This is a genomic window from Dactylosporangium salmoneum (assembly GCF_039532525.1).
In the GTDB taxonomy this organism is placed as follows: Bacteria; Actinomycetota; Actinomycetes; order Mycobacteriales; family Micromonosporaceae; genus Dactylosporangium; species Dactylosporangium salmoneum.
Genome location: NZ_BAAARV010000004.1, coordinates 44,374 through 64,198, shown reverse-complemented (window position 1 = coordinate 64,198; position 19,825 = coordinate 44,374). Strand labels below are relative to the sequence as shown.

15 protein-coding genes are annotated in these 19,825 nt (G+C 73.3%); 6 read left to right on the top strand and 9 right to left on the bottom strand.

The genetic code is table 11. The features are described from left to right. Positions 1–118: 118 nt before the first annotated feature. Positions 119–1,396 carry a glycosyltransferase gene (locus ABD352_RS01150; protein WP_344610268.1) on the bottom strand — a complete coding sequence of 426 codons (1,278 nt, stop codon included), beginning with the start codon at positions 1,394–1,396 and terminating at the stop codon, positions 119–121. 129 nt (positions 1,397–1,525) lie between these two features. Here ABD352_RS01150 and ABD352_RS01145 point away from each other — a divergent pair, with 129 nt between their 5' ends. Beyond that, complete coding sequence (locus ABD352_RS01145; protein WP_344610267.1) at positions 1,526–4,021, top strand: SpoIIE family protein phosphatase; 2,496 nt, start codon at positions 1,526–1,528, stop codon at positions 4,019–4,021. 56 nt (positions 4,022–4,077) lie between these two features. Here the strand turns inward: ABD352_RS01145 and ABD352_RS01140 are convergent, their stop codons facing one another. Then, the gene (locus ABD352_RS01140) at positions 4,078–4,710 is read right to left on the bottom strand and encodes a hypothetical protein (RefSeq protein ID WP_344610266.1); all 633 of its coding nucleotides are present in this window, start codon (positions 4,708–4,710) and stop codon (positions 4,078–4,080) included. A gap of 432 nt (positions 4,711–5,142) precedes the next feature. Next, positions 5,143–5,409 (bottom strand): hypothetical protein, encoded by a 267-nt coding sequence (locus ABD352_RS01135; RefSeq protein ID WP_344610265.1) that lies wholly within the window; start codon positions 5,407–5,409, stop codon positions 5,143–5,145. 164 nt (positions 5,410–5,573) lie between these two features. On the opposite strand from ABD352_RS01135, the gene ABD352_RS01130 reads away from it, so the two are divergent. Next, positions 5,574–7,649, top strand: a complete 2,076-nt coding sequence (locus ABD352_RS01130) for an Hsp70 family protein (protein ID WP_344610264.1) — start codon at positions 5,574–5,576, stop codon at positions 7,647–7,649. A 63-nt stretch (positions 7,650–7,712) separates the two neighbouring features. On the opposite strand, the gene ABD352_RS01125 is transcribed toward ABD352_RS01130, so the two are convergent. Further along, positions 7,713–10,289 (bottom strand): M28 family peptidase, encoded by a 2,577-nt coding sequence (locus ABD352_RS01125; protein ID WP_344610263.1) that lies wholly within the window; start codon positions 10,287–10,289, stop codon positions 7,713–7,715. A gap of 206 nt (positions 10,290–10,495) precedes the next feature. On the opposite strand from ABD352_RS01125, the gene ABD352_RS01120 reads away from it, so the two are divergent. Further along, positions 10,496–10,876 carry a DUF6401 family natural product biosynthesis protein gene (locus ABD352_RS01120; protein WP_344610262.1) on the top strand — a complete coding sequence of 127 codons (381 nt, stop codon included), beginning with the start codon at positions 10,496–10,498 and terminating at the stop codon, positions 10,874–10,876. 480 nt (positions 10,877–11,356) lie between these two features. Here ABD352_RS01120 and ABD352_RS01115 read toward each other — a convergent pair whose 3' ends face one another. Genes ABD352_RS01115 through ABD352_RS01105 form a run of 3 tightly spaced genes read right to left on the bottom strand, consistent with a single transcriptional unit; the run spans position 11,357 to position 12,509 of the window. Beyond that, positions 11,357–11,632 carry a Smr/MutS family protein gene (locus ABD352_RS01115; protein ID WP_344610261.1) on the bottom strand — a complete coding sequence of 92 codons (276 nt, stop codon included), beginning with the start codon at positions 11,630–11,632 and terminating at the stop codon, positions 11,357–11,359. Then, entirely contained in the window at positions 11,629–12,057 is a 429-nt protein-coding gene (locus ABD352_RS01110; protein WP_344610260.1) for a rhodanese-like domain-containing protein, read from the bottom strand. The genes ABD352_RS01115 and ABD352_RS01110 overlap by 4 nt, the downstream gene beginning before the upstream one ends. Further along, entirely contained in the window at positions 12,054–12,509 is a 456-nt protein-coding gene (locus ABD352_RS01105) for a cysteine dioxygenase (protein WP_344610259.1), read from the bottom strand. Before ABD352_RS01105 ends, ABD352_RS01110 begins: the two co-directional genes overlap by 4 nt. A gap of 358 nt (positions 12,510–12,867) precedes the next feature. On the opposite strand from ABD352_RS01105, the gene ABD352_RS01100 reads away from it, so the two are divergent. Both ABD352_RS01100 and ABD352_RS01095 read left to right on the top strand, forming a co-directional pair. Further along, positions 12,868–13,812: an ATP-binding cassette domain-containing protein gene (locus ABD352_RS01100; RefSeq protein WP_344610258.1), complete on the top strand. Its 945-nt coding sequence runs from the start codon at positions 12,868–12,870 to the stop codon at positions 13,810–13,812. Further along, positions 13,809–14,639, top strand: a complete 831-nt coding sequence (locus ABD352_RS01095; RefSeq protein WP_344610257.1) for an ABC transporter permease — start codon at positions 13,809–13,811, stop codon at positions 14,637–14,639. The genes ABD352_RS01100 and ABD352_RS01095 overlap by 4 nt, the downstream gene beginning before the upstream one ends. A gap of 67 nt (positions 14,640–14,706) precedes the next feature. Here the strand turns inward: ABD352_RS01095 and ABD352_RS01090 are convergent, their stop codons facing one another. Both ABD352_RS01090 and ABD352_RS01085 read right to left on the bottom strand, forming a co-directional pair. After that, positions 14,707–18,033: an AfsR/SARP family transcriptional regulator gene (locus ABD352_RS01090; RefSeq protein ID WP_344610256.1), complete on the bottom strand. Its 3,327-nt coding sequence runs from the start codon at positions 18,031–18,033 to the stop codon at positions 14,707–14,709. A gap of 274 nt (positions 18,034–18,307) precedes the next feature. Then, positions 18,308–19,102: a phosphatase gene (locus ABD352_RS01085; RefSeq protein WP_344610255.1), complete on the bottom strand. Its 795-nt coding sequence runs from the start codon at positions 19,100–19,102 to the stop codon at positions 18,308–18,310. Positions 19,103–19,161: 59 nt separating this feature from the next. Here ABD352_RS01085 and ABD352_RS01080 point away from each other — a divergent pair, with 59 nt between their 5' ends. Beyond that, entirely contained in the window at positions 19,162–19,803 is a 642-nt protein-coding gene (locus tag ABD352_RS01080) for a hypothetical protein (RefSeq protein ID WP_344610254.1), read from the top strand. The last annotated feature ends 22 nt before the right edge of the window (positions 19,804–19,825 follow it).

The window sequence follows — 19,825 nt, the reverse complement described above, 5'->3', positions numbered from 1 at the left end:
GCGGAGCGACCATCGGCCGTTCGGCTGATGCGGTCAGACCAACGTACCGCGGCGCATACGCCACGGGCAAGGTGCGCACACGAATGGGGACGAGCTCATGCCGTACAACTGCGGGGTCTCAGGAAACCTCGGAGAGGGCCTCGTCGTCCTCGTCGGTCTCCTCCGCGGGCTCCGGCTCGGCGACGCTGCCAGTCACCGAGCGGTAGACGCGCTCCAGCTCGGCGGCGGTGCGGTCCCAGGTGTAGCGGGAACGAACCCGGTCGATGGCGGCGCTGGCGAAGCTCATCCGGCGGACTTCGTCGCCGAGCAGGCCGCGCAGGGCGGTGGCCAGGGCAACGGTATCGCGCGGGGGAACCAGGACGCCGGTGACGTTGTCGATGACGCTCTCGGCGATCCCGCCGGACGCGTAGGCCACGACCGGCACGCCGCAGGCCATCGCCTCCAGCGGGGTGAGGCCGAAGGGCTCGTACCAGGGCGTGCAGGCCAGGACGTCGGCGGAGCGGTACCAGCCGGCGAGGTCCTCCTGGCCGACGGCGCCGACGATGCGCAGCCGGTCGGCGACGCCGTGGCGGTCGGCGAGCTGCAGCAGGCGGCGGGCCTCCGGGTCGCGGTCGACGCCGGACGGGTCGGGGCCGCCCACGACGACGAGCTCCGCGCCCGGCACGCGGCGCAGGACGGCGACGAGGTCGGCGAAGCCCTTGCGGGCCACGAGCGGGCCGACGCTGAGGATGCGGCGCAGGCCGGGGCGGCGGTGGTCGGCGGCCGGGCCGCCGGGCGTGAACCGGTCCGTGTCGACGCCGGACGGGACGATGACGGTGCCGGAGCGGCGCACCCCCATGCGGCCGAGCTCGGCGACCTCGTCCTCGCTCTGCGCGACGACCCGGTCGGCCATCGAGCCCAGCGTGCGCTCCAGGCCGGCCCGCGGTCCCGGGCCACCCGATCGGTCGTTGGGCACGTTGTGCTCGCGCGGCAGGCGGCGGCGCTCGGCGGAGGCGAGGCCGTGATACGTGACGACGACCGGGCGCCGGTCGTCGTTGGTGGCGGTGAGGGCGGCGAGGCCGGAGAGCCAGTAGTGGGCGTGCACGACGTCGGGGCCGGCGCCGGGGCGCGACCAGCGGGCCGCGAGCGCGCGGCCGAAGTCGCCCATCAGGGGCAGCTGCTCGTCGGCGGGCACCGGGGCGATGGGCCCCGCGGGCAGGTGCTCGATGGTGACGCCGGACTCCAGGTTCACGCTGTCGGGTACGGCCGGGTCGTCCCGGCGGGCGTACACGACGACGTCGTGGCCGAGCCGGGCCAGGGCGTCGGACAGGGCCGCGACGTGCGTGTGCTTGCCCCCGGTGCCGGGCCGGCCCAATGCCAGCGGGTTGGCCTGCCCGGAGATCAGGGCGATCCTCAAGACACTGAACCTCCAGACTGCGCTCACCTGCCACCGCCCCTACCCGGGGCGGTAGGTGGTAAACATCAACGGGCGAGCCGGTCGTCGGCCGCACCAACACAGACCGTACCGAGCAGGAGGGGCGCAGGCATGGTCGACAGGGCACCCGAGGGCGGCAGCGCGGAGCCGGCCGAGGCGCTCGCCGCGCTGGTCGCCAAGCTGCGCGCCGAGCTGACCGGGGTGCGCACCGCCATGCGGAACCGCGCCGTGATCGAGCAGGCCAAGGGCGTGCTCGTGGAGCGGCTCGGGATCAGCCCGGACCAGGGGTTCGATCAGCTGGTTCGGCTGTCGCAGCGGACCAACATCAAGCTCATCGAGGTCGCCGCGGCGATCGTGGGCACCACCTCGCCCGATCCCAACGCGCCGGACGTGGTGAATCTCATCGACGACGAGCTGCGCCTGCACGTGGCGCGGCGCAGGGCCGATTCGCGGCAAACCGGGGCAAAAAAGCCGGAAAAGCCGGATACCGTACCGCCGTCAGCCCGCAAACGCGCCAGCCGCACGCCCGAGGTGGAGGCACTGCAGTCCCAGCACCAGCTGCTCAGCGCCCGGATCGCGGCCGCCCGCAGCTACGACGAGATCTGCGAGGTGCTCGGCACCGCCCCGACCGCCTGGCCGGCGCCCAGCTCGGTGCTGCTCACCCTGCTCGATCCGGACGGCGCGCAGCGCGGCGTCGGCGCGCACGGGGTGCCCGGCGAGGTGCGCAGCCGGTGGTCGCGCATCCCCCCTGACCCGGGGCTGCCGCTCGTCGTGGCGGTGCAGGACGTCGAGACGCTCTGGCTCTCCGGGCAGAACCCGTCGGGACGGTACCCCGTGATGGGGCACATTCCGTTCAGCGGGGACACGCTGCTCGCCTCCCCGCTGATCTCCGGCGAGCGGGTCATCGGCGGGATCCTGCTGACCTGGGCCGACGGGCTGCCGGAGGCCGAGGAGCTGCGGCGGTACGTCAGCGCGCTCCTGGAACCGGTCGCCCGCCAGGTCGACGCGCTCATCGGCGACGAGATCGCCAGCGCCTGGTTCCACGTGGCCGGCGAGGAGATCGGGCAGGCCGCCCCCGCCCAGGTGTGGCTGCCGACGGTGGTGGACGCCCTGCACGACCCCGGGGCGCTGCTCTCCCCCGTGTTCGAGGAAGGGCAGCTGGTCGACTTCCGGGTGGAGTACGCCAACGGGCTGGCCCGCAAGATCTTTGCCGGCGCCCGGGTGGACCCGGACGAGGCGACGCTGCTCGCGGCGTACCCGGCGCTGGGCAGCTCGACGCTGCTGCCGGAGTTCGCGCTGGTACTGCAGGACGGCCAGCCGCGGCGGCTGGACGGGCTGCGGGCCGACCCGCGCACCGACGGGGTGCCCGGGCCGCAGACGCTCTCGGTGCACGCCGTGCGGCTGTGGGACCGGGTGTTCGCCGTCTGGCGGGTCGCGACCGAGGCCGACCTGCTGTACGACCAGCTGCTGCAGGCCGAGCGCATCGCCGGCATCGGCTCCTTCTGCTGGGAGCTGCGCGACCCCGAGCCGCGCTGCTCCCCCGAGCTCGTCCGGCTCTTCCACCGCGGCGCGGCGCCGCGCGACGGCGGGCGGGTGCCGGTCGAGGAGCTCACCGCCTCGGTGCACCCCGACGACCTCCTCGGCGTGCAGGACGCCGTGCGGCGCACGATCGTGGAGGGCAAGCAACTGCTCTGCGAGGTGCGCGGGGCAGGCCGGGTCAACGGGCGCCGGCTGCGGATCGCCGCCGAGCCGATCTTCGACGACGCCGGCAACGTGACCGCGGTCCGCGGCACCGTGCAGGACGTCACCGAGGAGCGGGCGATCGAGGCCCGCCTGCGCCGGGCCGAGGAGGCCCTGGCCGCGCAGCGGCACCGGCTGGCCGACGAGCGGCGGGCCGCCGAGGCCCTGCAGAAGGCGCTGCTGCCGACCGAACCGGAGCTCGGCCGCATGGAGGGCGTGGAGATCTGCGGGCGATGCCGCTCCCCCGAGCGGGTCGGGACCGTGGACGGGGACTGGTACGACGCCACGCCCATGGCCGGCGACGGCACGATCCTCGTCCTGGGTGACGTGGACGAGCGCGGGCTGTCGTCGATGACCACGGCGGCGCGGCTGCGCTACGCGGTGCGGGCCTACGCGACGCTGGACATGTCCCCGGGCGACATCCTGACCGCGGTCAACGCGATGCTGTGCGACATGGAGGTGGAGCACACCGCGTGCCTCGTGGTGGCGCGGTACTCCCCCGCCTCGCGCGAGCTGCGGTGGGCGGCGGCGGGGCAGGTGGCGCCGGTGCGGTACACCGCGGACGGGCAGGGGACGGTGCTGTCGGGGCCGCTGGGGCTGCCGCTGGGCGAGGTCGCCGAGATGCGCTACACCGACACGGTGGTGACCCTGGCCCCGGGCGACCGGGTGCTGTTCTACGCCGGCGGGCAGTCGGGGGCCGGGCGCAGCCGGGGCGACCGGCGCCGGGGCGGGAGCCTGGAGCTGATCCGGCGGGCCGGGGAGACCATCGACCTGACCGACTTCGACTCGGTGGTGACGCACCTGGTGACGAGCCTGAACGTGCCGGACGACGAGGACGTGTGCGCGATGCTGGTGCACGTGCCCTGACGTCTGCCCCTCCTGGAGCGTGCGGGTGCCCTCCTCAGAGCGTGCGGGTGCCCTCCTCAGAGCGTGCGGGTGTCCCACTCCCACGGCAGCGACAGGCCGTCGAAGCGGCCCAGGGCGTCGCGGTGGCGGGCGGCGATGACGATCCGGTCGGGGCCCAGGTGGGCGAGCAGGTCGTCGTCGCCGTAGTAGCGCAGCCGCGGGTCGGGCCACTGCCACAGGGCGTCGTCGAGCTCGCGGAGGCGGACCTTGACGGACCGTAGCTCCTCGGGGGCCGGGTGCATGCGCACGAGGCCGTGCAGCGGGGCGTAGGTGGCCTCGTAGACGGCGACGTACACCAGGAAGCGCGACAGCGTCAGGCCGGTCGGGAACTCGTCGTTCTCGATCACCTCGGGGTCGGGGGTGCCTGTGTTCTCGTAGGAGTACCAGTCGCCGGCGCCCTGCCAGAAGCGGATCGCCGGGTTTCGGCGCTCCCGCGGGCCGGGCGGCGGGAGCATGACGTGGTCGCGGCTGAGGGGGTAGGAGTAGCGGGCGGCCAGGCGGTGCCACTCCTGCAGCGGCTCGGGGGCCTCACCCTTCCCGCCTTCCTCGTCCTGCTCGGCGGTTGGGGCCGGCGGGCGGTCGGGTGGGCCGTACCAGCGGTAGACGAAGCGGCCGAGGCTGTCGGGGGCTACGACGTCCAACTCGTACACGGGCACCATGATGCCGCGCCGCGTTTTGGGCGTCGCTGTTGCCGGTGCGGGGCGATATAAATGTCGGTGGATGGGGGCGCGGGCTTCGGGGTGGGGATGAGCGGCCCGGTCCTCGGCGGGGGCCCGACCGCCGGGGACCGGGTCCCTACCGGCTTTCGGCCGGGTCAGGGCTTTGAGGGTCGCGGGCTGGTCGCGATCGGGGCTTCGAGGGTCGCGGACTCGCGGTCGGGGCTTTGAGAGTCGCGGGCTGGTCGCGATCGGGGCTTCGAGGGGTCGCGGACTCGCGGTCGGGGCTTTGAGAGTCGCGGACTGAGTTGCGGTCGGGGGCTTTTGGGGGTGGCGGTCGGGGCCTTTTTGGGGCGCACCGACACGCCCCGGGGGCGGCCCAGAACGTGCCGGTGCGGTCTGTGGGCCCGGACTCCGGGCGCGCGGTCAGTGCAGGGCGGCCTGCAGGTGGGCGTGGATCGTGCGGGCCGCGGTCTGCGCAGCGCGGATGGCGGCCACGTCGGCCGGGTCGTGGGGGAAGAACGTCAGGCGGCCGTCGTCGCGCAGCAGGACGGGCACCTCCAGACGCTCGAGGATCGCGCTCAGGGCACGCTGGGCGTCCAGCGCGGCCCGGCCGGCCCGGCGCACCACGGCGGCCGGGACTCGCCACAGGTCGTCGACGGTGCACGCCGACGGGAGCACATCGACCATCATGGTTTTGACAATAAGAACGGCCCGGGAGGTACCGCCACCAAGATTTTTTTCCTGTGGATAACTTCCCGATCGGTCGGGCGAACGGATGTCAATACAGCCGTCGAGAGGCCGACGCGGGCCGTTGAGACGATCGCGGCGAGATGGCCGATCCGTATGCTGGCGCCGTGGACTCGGTGGGGTACCGGCTCGGGGTCGACTTCGGTACCTCGAATACCGTGGCGATGCTGGCCTGGCCGGACGGGCACGTGCGGCCGCTGTTGTTCGACGGGTCGCCGACGCTGCCGTCGGCGGTGTACGCGGACGAGGCGGGCGGCCTGCTCGTGGGGCGTGACGCGATGCATGCGGCGCGGATCGGGCCGGAGCGGTACGAGCCGAACCCCAAGCGGCGCATCGACGAGCCCGCGGTGCTGCTCGGCGACCGGGAGATCGCCACCGTGGACCTCATCGCCGCGGTGCTCGGCCGGGTCGCCGGGGAGGCGCGGCGGGTGACCGGCGGGGTCCTCGGGCCGGCCACCGTGACCTGCCCGGCCGCGTGGGCGCAGACCCGGCGCGGGGTGCTGCTGGCCGCCGCGCGGCGGGCCGGGCTCGGCGAGGTGACGCTGGTGCCGGAGCCGGTGGCCGCCGCCCAGGTCTTCCTCACGCTGCCCGGGCAGGACGCGCCGCGCGGGCGGCCGGGGCCGGCGTTCGTCGTGTACGACCTCGGCGCCGGGACGTTCGACGCCTCCGTGGTCCGGCACGCCGGGGAGTTCTTCGAGGTGCTCGCGACGGAGGGGCTGAACACCAGCGGCGGGCTGGACATCGACGCGGCGATCGTGGCGTACCTCGGCGCGAGCAACGGCGGCCAGAACCCCGAGGCGTGGGGGCGGCTGGCGCACCCGTCGACCAGCGCCGAGCGGCGGGCGCACCGGATGCTCTGGGACGACGTGCGCTCGGCGAAGGAGATCCTCTCGCGGACCGCGTCGACGATGATCCACGTGCCCCCGCTCGACGCCGACGTGCCGCTGGGGCGGGACCAGTTCGAGCAGCTGGCGCGGCCGATCCTCACGGCCACCGTGACGGCCACGCGGGCCGCGGTCGCGGCGGCGGGGCTCGGGCCCGGGGACGTCGGCGGGGTGTTCCTCGTGGGCGGCGGGAGCCGGATTCCGCTGGTGGCGACGATGCTGCACCAGGCGCTCGGGAAGGCTCCCACGGTGGTGGAGCAGCCGGAGCTGGTGGTGGCGCAGGGGGCCGTGGGGGCCTCCGCGCAGTTCACGCTGCCGTCGCCGGGTGGGGTTGCCGGAGGCGGTTACGGGGGCGGTGCCGGCACGGCGTATGCGAGCGGTTCCGGCGCGGCGTATGCGGGCGGTTCCGGGCCTTACCCGGCGCCCGTGTCGGGAGTGCCCGTGTCGGGGATGCCCGTGTCGGGGACGCCGTCCTCCGGGGGTGGACTCGGCGGAGGTGGGGCGGTCGCGCCGGTGTCGCCCGGGCTCTTGTCGGCGCCGGTCACTGGGTCTCCGGCCGGCGGGTTTCCGGCCACTGGGTCCCCGGTCGGTGGGTCTCCGGCCGGCGGGTTTCCGGCCACTGGGTCCCCGGTCGGTGGGTCTCCGGCCGGCGGGTTTCCGGTCGGTGGGTCACCGGTCGCGTCGCCCGGGAACAGAGCAGTCTATTCCGGTGGCGCTGGTGGAGCGGAGCGTTCCGGTCCGGCCGGCGGGCGGATTCCCGCGGGTCCGGCCGGGGTCGGTCCGACCGGCGGTGGGCGGGCCGCCTCCGGTGGTGCCGCGGGTGGCGGGGCTCCGGCCGAGCGGAGGCGCGGCAAGGGAGTGATCGCCGCCGCCGTCGTGATCCTGGTGCTGGTGCTCGGGCTCGGGGCGTGGGGGGTGGTGTACGCCATCGACAAGCTGGGCGGCGGGTCCGGCGACGACGGATCCGGTCAGGGCACGCACGTCACGGCGGACCTCGAGCATCCCGACGTCGACTGGTCGAGCACGGCCGAGGCGTACGACAACAAGCCGGGCACGACGATCGGGTACCAGTGCCCGGCGAGCGGGACGATCATCACGGTGTGGGGGTCGGGGCCGTACACGACGGACTCCTCGGTCTGCACAGCAGCGGTGCACGCCGGGAAGATCACGCTCGACGACGGTGGCCGGGTGGTGATCAAGATCGTGGCCGGGCCGAGCTCCTATGAGGGGACCACGCGACACGACATCGTGACCGTCTCGTACGGCGAGTTCGCCTGGGCGTACGAGTTCGTCGGCTGACGCACGCGCCACCGGGCCCGGGCCGTGCGGCCCGGGCGCGGCGATCGGCGGTCGGCCCCGGGGTCAGAGGGTCTGGGTCTTGGCCACGGCGAGCAGCTCGCTGGAGTGGCTGCCGAAGACCCCTACCGTGTCGGGGCGGGGAGTGAAGCCGGGCAGGGCGGTCAGGCCGTCGCTGCCGTCGACCAGGCGCAGGGCGAACGGGGCGGTGTCCTTCAGCACCAGCGTGACGTCCAGGCCCTCGGCCGGCGGGCCGTGGAAGACGACGCCGAAGCGGTCCTGCTCCTCGATGTAGGTGGTGGCGGCGCGACCCTCCACCGTGGCCGACACGATCCGGTGGTCGCCGACCGGACCGTAGAAGGACAGGAAGCGGACCGAACGCTTCGAGGCGATGCGCAGGTGCAGGGTGCGTTGCCCGCCCGCCGTGCTGTCGGACAGCACCGTGGCCTCGGGGGCGGGGAGGTCGGCGGCCTGGGCCGGGCCTACCGACAGCTCGCCGGCCGGCAGGACCGGGAACTGGCGGTTCAGGGACTGGTGGCCGTGCACATAGCGGGAGGTCCAGTCGCCCGGGGACTGCTCCAGGCTGACCCACTCGGCGGTGCCGGTGTCGCGGTCCAGGGCGTACATCAGGTGGGTCGGCTCGGGGTGGGCCGGGTCCCAGTTGTCGACCACCATGCCGGTGGTGGTGCACACCAGCGACACCACCAGGGCCACGGCGGCCGGGGCGGCGGCCCGCAGACGGCTGCGCGCGGCCAGCGGCGGGCGGAACAGCAGTTCCAGGACCGGCAGCACGGCCAGGCCGAGCAGCGTCGCGAACATCGCCGCCGCCGCGCCGGTGGCCAGGCCGAGGGCCGGGAGGAACAGCGCGACGGTCGGGGCCAGCACCAGCACGGGCACGGCGGCGCCCACCGTCAGCACGGCGGTCCTGGCCAGGTGCGGGCGGACGTACAGGGCGGCAATGCCGGCCAGCGAGCCGGCCAGGGCGGGGATGGCCACCAGGTAGGAGCCGCCGGGGATCACGGCGGCGAAGACCGCGCCCAGCAGGGCGAGCAGCGCCAGGCCGCCCGTCGCCAGTGGGACCGGGCCCAGGCGTCGGCGGCTCGTGGCGTACCACGTCAGCAAGATCGCGGCCGTGAGCGCCAGCACGCCGAAACGGAACCAGGTCGGGCGGGCCGGGTCGAGCAGCTCGCCGTAGCCGGGGCGGATGAGCACCAGCAGCGACCACAGGACCTGGGCGGCCACGGCGGCGGCGATCAGCGGTACCAACGTCAGGGCCAGGGCGGACAGGGTGCGCGGGATCGTGGTCAGGCCTCGGCGGCGGGCCAGAAGGACCAGGGCGGCGACGGCGAGCAGGGCCAGCGCCGCGATCGGCCAGGTCAGTGTCGCCGGGTAGCGGACCAGGAGGCCGGCGAAGGGGAAGTACACGGCGTCGCTGCTCGCGGGGCGCATGAGCGGGGGCAGGTCGGCGCGGCCGAACTCGCGGGTCAGCGCCAGCGCCTCGTCGCCGTGGTGCTGGAGGCTGGCCCGGTTCATCGTCGACGGGCGGTCGAAGGGGCTGTGGTAGACCGAGGAGCCGTCGATGTACGCGGTGTTGAGGCCGGTGAAGCGGGACTGGGCCAGGAACGGCGTGAAGTCGGTGTCGTTGGACAGCAGGCGGTACACCTCGACGGCGAGGCTGGTGCCGACGGGGTACGGGGTGCGGGCGTAGACGTCGATGAGGTCGGCGTTGCCCTCGGAGGTCTGGAACATGACGGCGGGGCCGCTGCTGCCGCGGGCCTCGAAGTTGAGCACGACGGACGGCTTCTGGCCGAGTGGGTGCTGGCTGACGAACGCCTCGGCGCCGCAGAGGCAGGCCTCCTCGGCATCGGTGAACAGGAAGACGACGTCGTTGCGGGGGCGCTCGGCGCCGGGGGCGGTGAGGGCGCGGGCGACCTCGAGCAGGGTGCTGGTGCCGGCGCCGTCGTCGTTGGCGCCGTAGCTGACCTGGACGGAGTCGTAGTGGGCCATCAGGACCAGCTGGCCAGTCGAGGCGGTGCCGGGGAGCACGGCGACGACGTTGCGGATGTGGGCCATGCCGCCGTCGCCGAACTTGCCGGCGTTGACACCGACCGCGTCCTGGACCTCGGGGTGGAGGCCGTCGGCGGTGAGGGTGTCGATGACGTACTGCCGGACGCGGTCGGCGGCGGGGCTGCCGGTGACGTGGACCTCCTGGCCGATGCGCTGCACGTGCTCGAACGCGCGGCCGGCGGAGAACTGGTCGGCGGGGGCCGTCGCCGGGCGGGGGGATGGCGGCTGCACGTCGGCGATGCCCAGGGCGGCGATGATCGCGAGGACGATGAGGGTGGCGGCGGCGACCAGCGGGCGGCGGGGCGGGGTGGCGAAGCTGCGGTCCCCCTGTACGGGAGCCGTGGCTGGCGATGGGGTGACGGCGCTGGTCCGGTCGTCCGGTTCGGCGTTGCTCGCCTGCTCGGTGCCGGCCTTTGGCTCGCTGTGGGCCGGCGGCTCGGTGCTGGTGGCGTCGATTCGAGCGGGCTCGGTGGACTCCACGGAGGGGGGCGTCGTGGCTGCGACGGGCTCCGGGGCGGGCTTGGCGGCGGGGGCCGGGGTGTCGCCGGGGCTGGCGGGTGTGGTGTCGTCGGACACGGTTCGTCCTCCTGGGCAGGTGCCGGCGGGGTGTCCCGGCGCGGGGTGAAGCCATTCTGCACACGGTCTCCCGCGGGGCTCGGGCGGGCCAGGAAGACCGATTCCGGAGTGTGATGTCCTCCGAACGGAGTGCTCCGGTTCATGAACGGGTGCCGGTCGGTTGTTGGCGACCAATTCGGGGCCTGGAGTGCCTAGCGTCATCGTCCATGAACAACGAACTCACCCCCGCCGCCCCCGTGGAATTCGACGCCGGGTACCTGGCGACCGCCGAGCTCGATGCCCGGTTCTATCTCGACCAGGTCATGGCCATGGTCGGCGTCGACGGGCTGGTCGAGGCCCTTGCCCAGCCGTTCCTGCTCGCGCGGGTCGACCAGCACGCCGCGGCGGTGCGGGAGAGCCTGGTCGCGGCCGGGAAGACGATCGACTCGATTGCGCTGGCCGGGTACGCCCGGTCGGTTATCGCCGTGCACCAGCGGCACGGGCGGCCGCTGCCGACGCCGGACAGCGTGAACTGGTCGGACGCGGACTGGACCGTGCTGCGGCTGGTGGCGGTCTGCCATCTTGCCGACGCCGTCGACGCGTTCTGATCTCCGCCTGGGGGTGGGTGTGTGGCGCGCTCACCGTGCGGCTCGCCGCGGGCGGGTCGTGGGGCGCGCGACTCGGGATCGGAGTGCCGTCGAACTGGACATAAGTCCCGTCGGGCGAAAAATCCGATAAGTCGTGGCGCGGAGCGCCCGACTTATCGAAGTCAAGACCGATTTGCCGAGACCAAGACCGATCATCGGGGCCGGGCACATTGGCCCAGGCCCGCATTGACCCAGGCCCGCATTGACCCAGGCCAGGGCCGTTGGCTGGAACCAGGCCGAGGTTCAGCACAGGAATGCAGGTCGCCCAGCGGCGAGCGCGGTGCAGCGCGGACGCCATCAGGGCACGCGTCAACGCATGGGGCAGCACATCAGCGGAGTGCCCGCAGGGCACTGTGCGCGCTTCGGGCCGGGTGTCACTGCTTGTTGCCGCTAGGGCACTGTGGGATACCGAAGTGGGCACTTGACGTACAACTGCGGTCGTTAACGGCGGCGGCCGGAGGACTCGTTCCAGCGGAAGTGCACGAACAGGCGGCCGAAGTTGTCGGAGTCTTTCTCGACGCGGTGGTACAGGGCCTTGATCTCGCGCTGGTCGAGGAAGCGCAGCACACGCTTCTTGAGGGCGCCCGACCCCTTGCCGGGGATGATCTCGACGAGGGTGGCGCGCTTGGCCACCGCCTCGTCGATGATCGCGCGCAGCGCGCGGTCGATGTCGCCGCTGCGGTTGAAGATGTCGTGGAGGTCGAGCTTGAGCTTCACCCTCCCAGCGTAGTCACTCCCCCGGTGACCGGGTGCCCCGCCGCCTTCCAGGCGTGGAAGCCGCCGGCCAGGTCGGTCGCCCGGTGCAGGCCGAGGTCCTGCAGCGCCGCGGCGGCCAGCGACGAGGTGTAGCCCTCGGAGCAGAAGACCACGACCGGCAGGTCGTAGCGGTCGGCGATGTCGAGGCGGGCGTCGCTTCGCGGGTCGAACCGCCACTCCAGGACGTTGCGCTCGATGACGAGCGCACCCGGGATCTCGCCCTCCGCCGCGCGCTGGGCGGCGGGGCGAATGTCGACGAGGACGGCGCCTTCCGCGGCGGCCAGGCGGGCCTGGTCGGCGTCGAGGCGGGTCAGGCGGGCGCGGGCCTCGGCCAGGATGGCGTCGATGCCTCGGCCGGGGGTGCGGGTCGGGGTGGTCGTCGTCACCAGTCCGCCCCCGCCGTCGTGATGGACTCGACGCTGAGGCGGCCGTCGTGCAGCCGGTAGCGGGTCATGGCGGTCAGGGCCGGGCCGTAGGCGTGCACGGTGACGGCCGGGCGGGCGCCGGCGTTGACGATGCGGTGCACGTGGTGGGCGCCGAAGCGGCGGCCGTCGCCTGCGGCGTAGGGGGTGGCGGCCAGCTCGCCGCCGCGGACGGTCTGCTCGACGACCTCGCCGGAGACCACGGTGAAGGCGCCGGCGGAGCCGCCGTGGTCGTGCAGGTCGGTGGCCTGGCCGGGCAGCCAGGTGAGCAGCCAGACCTCGTGGTCGTCGGCGACGGCGAGGCGGCCGTACCAGCGCTTGGCAGGGTCGAAACGGGGGGCGAACGGCCAGTCGTCGGGCTCCGCGGCGTAGGCACGGGCGAGCGACAGGAAGTCGGTGGCGGTGACGATGGGCATGTCATTTCTCCAGTATTAGTACTTGTTAGATAGGAATTTAACCAGAGACAGTGCCCCTATGGACGGAGGCACGGCGAAGGGGTCGCGAGCGAGAGCTCTAGCGGGGACAGCGCGCGCTGGCGTGTCGAACCAGGTCGACCACCAGTCGTTGGGTCAGCAGCGCGCCGTCAGGCCCCATGAAATCGATGTTGCCGAGCTACCCGCGACATCGTCAACCTGCGTCCACGATGCGGGAAAGATGTGATGCTGAGAACGGCTGGCGGGCTGTCAGCGGATGACAGGACGATGTGCGCGGTTTGACAGCGGGGCAGGGCATGCTGCACTGCGTTAGGAAAGACTTCCACAGGGGGAACACGCCATGAGCTTCGCTTTCCAGGCAACCGGCCTGGTCAAGCGCTTCGGCAAGACCACCGCGCTGGCCGGGGTGGACCTGGCCGCCGAGCCCGGGACGGTGCTCGGCGTCCTGGGCCCGAACGGGGCCGGGAAGACCACTGCGGTGCGCATCCTGGCCACGCTGCTGCGCCCGGACGAGGGCCGGGCGGTCGTCGGTGGGTACGACGTCGTGCGCCAGCCGGCCGCGGTGCGCCGCATCAGCGGGCTGACCGGGCAGTTCGCGTCGGTGGACGAGGATCTCACGGGGACCGAGAACCTCGTGCTCATCGGACAGCTGCTGGACCTGCGGGCGAAGGAGGCCAAGACCCGGGCGGCGCAGCTGCTCGCCGAGTTCGACCTGACCGAGGCGGCGAACCGGCCGGCCAAGACGTACTCCGGCGGCATGCGGCGCCGGCTCGACCTGGCCGCGAGCCTGGTCGGGCGGCCGGCCGTCGTCTACCTCGACGAGCCGACCACCGGGCTGGATCCGGCCAAGCGCGAGGACGTGTGGAACATGGTCCGCGCGCAGGTGCAGGAGGGCACGACGGTGCTGCTGACGACGCAGTACCTGGAGGAGGCCGACGCGCTCGCCGACAACATCTCGGTGATCAACCACGGGAAGGTCATCGCGCACGGCACGCCGGCGCAGCTCAAGCACATCGTCGGCGGGCAGACGGTCAGCGTGCGGCCGGCCGATCCGGCACACCTGGACATGGTCGCGACGATCCTCACCGCGGTGTCCGGCAACGAGCCGGAGTCACACGCGCGCGGGGTGCTGTCGGTGCCGGTCTCCGACGACAGCGCCATGACGGCCGTGGTGCGGCGGCTGGACGAGGCCGGGATCAGCGTCATCGAGCTGTCGCTGCACCTGCCCAGCCTCGACGAGGTGTTCTTCACGCTGACCCGCGAGCGGCAGGAGGTGGCGGCATGACGACCACGACGACGCGCGAGGCCTCGGCCGACGGCACGCAGTTCATCGCGGCCGTGCCGGCGCGGCCGTTCGGGCTGGTGCGGCACAGCCTGGTGATGGCCCGGCGCAGCCTGATCAAGACGATGCGCACGCCGGAGCAGCTGCTCGACGTCACGCTGCAGCCGATCATCTTCATCGTGCTGTTCGTGTACCTCCTGGGCGGCGCCATCGCCGGGTCGCGCCACGACTACCTGCAGTTCCTGCTGCCGGCCCTGATGGTGCAGAACGTGCTCTTCGCATCGGCGCCGACCGGGGTGAGCCTGAACACGGACATCAAGACGGGGGTCTTCGACCGGTTCCGCAGCCTGCCCATCGGGCGCTCGGCGCCGCTCATCGGCGGCGTGCTCGGGGACATGATCCGGTTCGTGGTGTCGATCGTGGTGATGATCGGCTTCGGGTACATCCTGGGCTTCCGCATCGGCACGTCGTGGCCCGAGGTGATCGCGGGCTGCCTGCTGGTCATGTTCATGGCGTTCTGCTTCAGCTGGATGTTCGTGCTGCTGGGCATGATCGTGCGGGAGCCGGGCGCGGTGCAGGGGCTCGGCTTCGTGATCATGTTCCCGCTGACCTTCGGGACCAACGTGCTCGTGCCGACGAACACGCTGCCTGGGTGGCTGCAGGCCTGGGTCAAGGTCAACCCGGTCGCGGACGCGATGCAGGCGGCGCGGGGGCTCATGGTGGGGCACTCGCCGGTGTTCGAGCCGGTGATGAAGACGCTGGCATGGTCAGTCGCGATCCTGCTGGTGTTCGCGCCGCTGGCCGTGCGCGCCTACCGTCGCAAGGCCTGACGCCCCGTCGTTCGCCGGCTCCGACGCTGGTTGTCCGACTCTTACGCTGGAGCTGGTGGTCCCGTTCTCACGGGGTGACCAACTCCAGCGCCTCGGCCCGCGGCATGCTCGTGCCGCGGGCCAGCGCCGTTTCCAGGGCGGGCCCGCCCAGCTCGGCGCGCAGGGCCGCCAGCCGGGCCGTCCAGTCGGCGTTGGCGGCGTCGCGAGCGCCGGCGAGCTGGGCGGCGGCGCCCAGCTGCTGCGCCGCCCGGGCGTGGTCGCCGAGGGCCATGGTCAGGCCGGCCAGCGTGACGGCGAGGGTGCCGACCACCGGCATGTCCCGGGCGCTGAGGGCCAGGGTCATCGCCTCGGCCAGGCGCCTGCGGGCGAGGTCGTCCTCGCCGCGGGCTATGTCGACCTCGGCCCGCCCGGCGAGGAGGATCGCCTTGTACTGCGGGGCGACCACCGGTGACACCTGCTGGAGCCGCCACGCCTCGGCGTAGAGCCGGTCCGCCTCGTCGAGGTCTCCGGCGGCCCGCTCCAGGTGACCGAGCACGAGCATCGCGTGCGACACGTCGCGGGCGCTCTGCGTGACGTCCTCGACGAACCCGCGCAGCGCCGCCCGGGCCGCCTCCGTGCCCTCGGTGTGCCGGCGCAGGGCGGCCATGCTGACCTGAAGGTAGGCCTGGCTCGAGTGGACTCCGAGCTGGGCCTGGAGATCGATCGACTCCTCGAACAGCTCTATCGCCGCCGCGAAGTCGCCGCGACGGGTGTTGGCCGAGGCCAGTGAGGCGAGGGTCATCGCCAGGCCCCAGCGCTCGCCGACACGGCGGAACGCGGCCGCGGAGGCGTCGAGGTCGCGCACCATGCCGTCGATGTCGCCGTCGTTCTCGTGCAGGTGACCGAGGATCGACAGCAGCATGCCCCTCGTCCAGGTGTCGATCGGCAAGGCCAGCCGCCGCTGGATGGCCTCGGCGCCGCGCTCGCTGTCGTCGCGGAACAGCAGGACCACTGGCTCGATCAGCGTGACGAACGGGTGGGCGCCGGGTGGGATCGCGGCGGACAGCTCGACCAGCTCGTCGAGTTGGTCCGACGGGCACTGGAAGTCGCCGGAGAAGCCGCTGTTGACCACGTACATCGACATGACGACCAGCCGCAGCTCCAGCGGCACGGACGCGGGCGCGGGCGCCGATCCCCCGTCCGCTTGCTCGCCGGCCTCCTCACCGGGTTCGTGGTCGGGCTTGTCGCCGGCTTTGTCGCCGGCTTTCTCGTCGGCCGGGCCGGTCGGTATGGCGAGGATGCGGCGCAGCCACAGCGCTGCCTCGCCGTGGTTGTCCTCGAACGTCCAGAACCAGCCGCAGGCGGCGCCCAGGCGGTAGGCGGTCGGGGCGTCGCCGGCGTCGCACGCATAGGCCACCGCGGCATGGACGTTGTCCTGCTCGGGACGCAGCCGCTCGAGCCACTCCACCTGCGCGCCGGTGCGCAGGTGCGGGTCGGCCTCCTCCACCAGGGCCAGGAAGTGGGCGGCGTGGGCGGCCCGCGCGGGGCCCACTCCCCCGCGGCGGCCGAGCTCCTCGAGCGCGAACTCGCGGATGGTTTCGAGCATGCGATACCGCACCCGGCCGTCGCCGCCCACCTGGAGCAGCGACCGGTCGAGCAGGGTGTCGAGGAGCTGCTCGGCGTCGGCGGCGCCGCTGACGGCCGCGGCCGCATCGGCGTCGAACGTGCCCGGGAACACGGCCAGAGACTCGGCGAACTCGCGCTCCCGGCGGCCGAGCAGGTCCCAGCTCCATGCGACCACGGCGTGCAGGGTGCGGTGCCGGGGCAGGGCGGTGCGGCTGCCGCCGGTGAGCAGCCGGAACCGGTCGTCGAGGCGCGCTGCGACCTGCTCCGGCGTGAACGATCGCAGCCGGGCCGCGGCCAGCTCGATCGCCAGCGGCAGGCCGTCGAGGCGGCGGCAGATCTCCACGACCGCCCCGGCGTTGTCGTCGGTCACGGTGAATCCGGGGCGCACGGCCGTCGCCCGATCTTGCAGGAGTTGTACGGCGGGAGAGGCGCCCGCCAACACGGCGTTCACCGCCGCCGGGCGGTCGGGGGATGCCTGGTCCGCGGCCGGGAGCGGGAGCGGGCCGACGGGGAACAGCGTCTCCCCCAGGATGCCGAGCGGCTCACGGCTCGTGGCCAGGACGCGCAGCTTCGGGCAGCGGCCGAGCAGTTCCTCGCTCAGCTTGGCGGCGGCGTCCACCACGTGCTCGCAGTTGTCCAGCACGAGCAGGACGCCGGGCAGCGTCAGCGTCTCGGCCAGCTGGTCCAGGACGTCGACCCGGCGCGGACGCATAGCCGCCTCCTGCTGGACGAGCCCCCCGGCGGTCAGCGTTCGCAGTACCGCTGCGGGAACCTCCTCCGCCTCGGCGACCGGCGCGAGCTCGACCAGCCACGCACCGTCGGACAGGTGCCGGGTCAGCGTCGCGGCGACCGTGGTGGCCAGCCGGGTCTTGCCGGCGCCCCCCGGACCGACGAGCGTCACGAGGCGGCTGTCGGCGACCTGGGAGGCGAGCCGCTCGACGTCGTCAGCGCGGCCGACGAAGCTCGTCAGCGGGACGCGCAGGTTGCCGGCGCGGGGCGGGCGGGCCTCCGCGCGCAGGACGGCCGTGTGGGCGTCGCGCAGCTCCGGGGAGGGGTCGGCGCCCAGCTCGGCGGCGAGGCGGGCCCGGGTCTGCTCGAACGCGGCGAGCGCCTCGGCCTGCCGCCCGTCGGCGTGCAGGACCCGGACGAGCAGCGCCGCGAGCCGCTCGCGCAGGGGGTGGGCGACGATCAGCTCCTGCAGCTCGGCGATGGCGGCCGCGCGGGTGTCGGGGGCGAAGCCGGAGGCCTCGATGAGGTCCTCGGTGGCGGCCAGGCGCAGCTCGTCCCAACGCGCGACGACCGCGCCGTGTTCGTCGAGGTCGGCCAGCGCGGGGCCGCGCCACAGGTCGAGCGCTTCGCGTAGCAGCCGGGTCGCGTTGGGCGCGTCGTCGGCTCGCAGGGCGCGGCGGCCGTCGGCGACGAGGCGCTCGAACCGGCAGGCGTCCACGTCGGCGGGCTCGATGTCCAGGCGGTACCCGCGCGGGCCAGACTCCAGGGCGGGGTGGCCGCCGAGCACCTTCCGCAGCCGGGAGACGAGCGACTGGACGGCGTTGGCCGGGTCGCTGGGGGTCGGCGTGTTCGTCCTGCCGCTGGTGGTCCCACCGCTGGTGTGCGTGTTGGGCGCGGGTGTGCTCTCCGGCCAGAGCGCGTCGACGAGCTGATCGACGGGCACGAAGCGGCCAGGTTCGAGTGCCAGGCGGACGAGCAGGGTGCGCAGCCTCGCCCCGCCGACCTCTATGGGCCGGCCGTCCACCTCGACCGTGAGCGGTCCGAGCAGCCCGACTCGCATGCCTCAACTTTGCCATCCGGGTACGACAAAAACGGTGACCGGGCGATTCCGCCTACTGTCGTCAGTGGACGCTCACGCCGTACACGTTCAGCGGTTTCGTGACCGGCTGGAGGTCGGTGACGCCGCCGGTGGTGCGGTTGCCGCTGCCGCCACGACGTGGGTCCGATCGCCGTCGTGGCGCCGGACAGGGAGCCGCCGCTGTTGCGTTGACCTGCTGGTGGTCCGGGTGGCTCTTTCGGCGGGCACCCGCTCCGACGGTCCGTTGCGCCTGCGATCACGCCTTCGCGGCGACGCCCTCCAGCAGGAAGTCGCTGACCGGGCCGTACAGCTGCGGCTGGACGTTGTCGTCGATCGGGACCGTCACCGAGACACGGCCCTCGGCCTCGCCGATGAAGAGTGCCGGGTCGTTGCTGTCCGCGAACGAGACCACGTCGAGGCCGGCCGCGGCGGCCGCGCCGGCGAAGCCGTGGTCGGCGACGACCAGGTCCGGGGGCGCCTGGCGCTGCTGGTCGAGCTCGGCCAGCATGGCCCGCATGCCGTCGGGCGAGTGGGTGTGCCACAGCGCGATGCCGCGCTCCGCGGCGACGGCGACGCCGCCGATGTACCGGACGGCCAGCGGAAATTCACGGCTGGCGTAACGGCCTGGGCCGTCGAAGGCCGCGCCGGGGGCGGGCTGCAGCAGCTCGCAGCCGGCCGCGCGCAGTGCTGCGGCGATCGCCAGGTGCACCTCGATGATGCCGGCCGGGTGGCCCGTCGCGACGATCACTCGCTCGCGGCGGCGGGCGGCGAGGCGCAGGCGGTCGCGCATGCGCTCGAGCGCCCGGACCGTCTTGTGGGGGTCGATGATGTCGGTGCCCGTCGAGCGCCCGGGGTCGGGGTCGATGCCCACCCGCTCGGCCATGACGGCCAGTACCTCGGGCAGCGTCCAGGTCTTCAGCGGTACGAGACCGAAGACATAGCCCTCGCGCCCTTCGGCGAAGGCCGCGGCGTTGCCATGATTGGAGTCCCGGGTGGTCTCGACATCACCGGCGAGCAGGGCTTCGCGAAGGTAATTCACAAGCTCAGGCATGTGAACCATGGTAGGTAACACGCGCAGCGCAGCCGAGGTATGCGGCTTAAGGTCACAATATGGCCGACATCTACCTCGAGATGGGCAAGAAGAAGGTCTTCGCCGGGAGCCTTGACTGGCCCGGCTGGGGGCGGTTCGGCAAGACCGAAGAAGACGCGATCGAGGCGCTCACCTCGTACGGCGCCCGCTATGCGCCGATCGCCACCGCCGCAGGGTACAGCTTCCCCGCCGCTCCCCGGCTGACCGTGGTCGAGCGGGTGCCCGGCACGGCGACCACCGAGTTCGGTGCGCCCGACGGGCGGCCCGCGGCGGACAACGCTCCGGTCACCGCGGCGGTGGCCGATCGGCACATCAAGCTGCTGCGGGCCGCGTGGGCGGCGTTCGACGCGTACAGCGCCGTCGCGCCCGAGTCGCTGCGCAAGGGTCCGCGGGGCGGCGGGCGGGACCGGGACAAGATGATCGGCCACGTCGTCGAGGCCGAGGCGGCGTACGCCAGGAAGATCGGCGTCAAGCACCGGCCGCCGGCGCTCGACGACCGGGCCGCCATCGAGGCGCTGCGCGAAGACGTGATCGGCGTGCTCGGCCGGACCGGCGACGGCGGGCCGCTCGCGGACAAGGGCTGGACCGCGCGGTACGCGACGCGGCGGTTCGTGTGGCACGCGCTCGATCACTTGTGGGAGATGGAGGACCGCACAGAGTGACATAGGAGATTGACGATGCGGG

What these genes read in the sequence shown, in the direction of transcription:
- ABD352_RS01145 (WP_344610267.1), top strand. Translation starts at nt 1,526, where the DNA reads ATGGTCGACAGGGCACCCGAGGGCGGCAGCGCGGAGCCGGCCGAGGCG.
- ABD352_RS01080 (WP_344610254.1), top strand. Translation starts at nt 19,162, where the DNA reads ATGGCCGACATCTACCTCGAGATGGGCAAGAAGAAGGTCTTCGCCGGG.
- ABD352_RS01090 (WP_344610256.1), bottom strand. Translation starts at nt 18,033, where the DNA reads ATGCGAGTCGGGCTGCTCGGACCGCTCACGGTCGAGGTGGACGGCCGG.
- ABD352_RS01120 (WP_344610262.1), top strand. Translation starts at nt 10,496, where the DNA reads ATGAACAACGAACTCACCCCCGCCGCCCCCGTGGAATTCGACGCCGGG.
- ABD352_RS01095 (WP_344610257.1), top strand. Translation starts at nt 13,809, where the DNA reads ATGACGACCACGACGACGCGCGAGGCCTCGGCCGACGGCACGCAGTTC.
- ABD352_RS01085 (WP_344610255.1), bottom strand. Translation starts at nt 19,102, where the DNA reads ATGCCTGAGCTTGTGAATTACCTTCGCGAAGCCCTGCTCGCCGGTGAT.
- ABD352_RS01135 (WP_344610265.1), bottom strand. Translation starts at nt 5,409, where the DNA reads ATGATGGTCGATGTGCTCCCGTCGGCGTGCACCGTCGACGACCTGTGG.
- ABD352_RS01100 (WP_344610258.1), top strand. Translation starts at nt 12,868, where the DNA reads ATGAGCTTCGCTTTCCAGGCAACCGGCCTGGTCAAGCGCTTCGGCAAG.
- ABD352_RS01105 (WP_344610259.1), bottom strand. Translation starts at nt 12,509, where the DNA reads ATGCCCATCGTCACCGCCACCGACTTCCTGTCGCTCGCCCGTGCCTAC.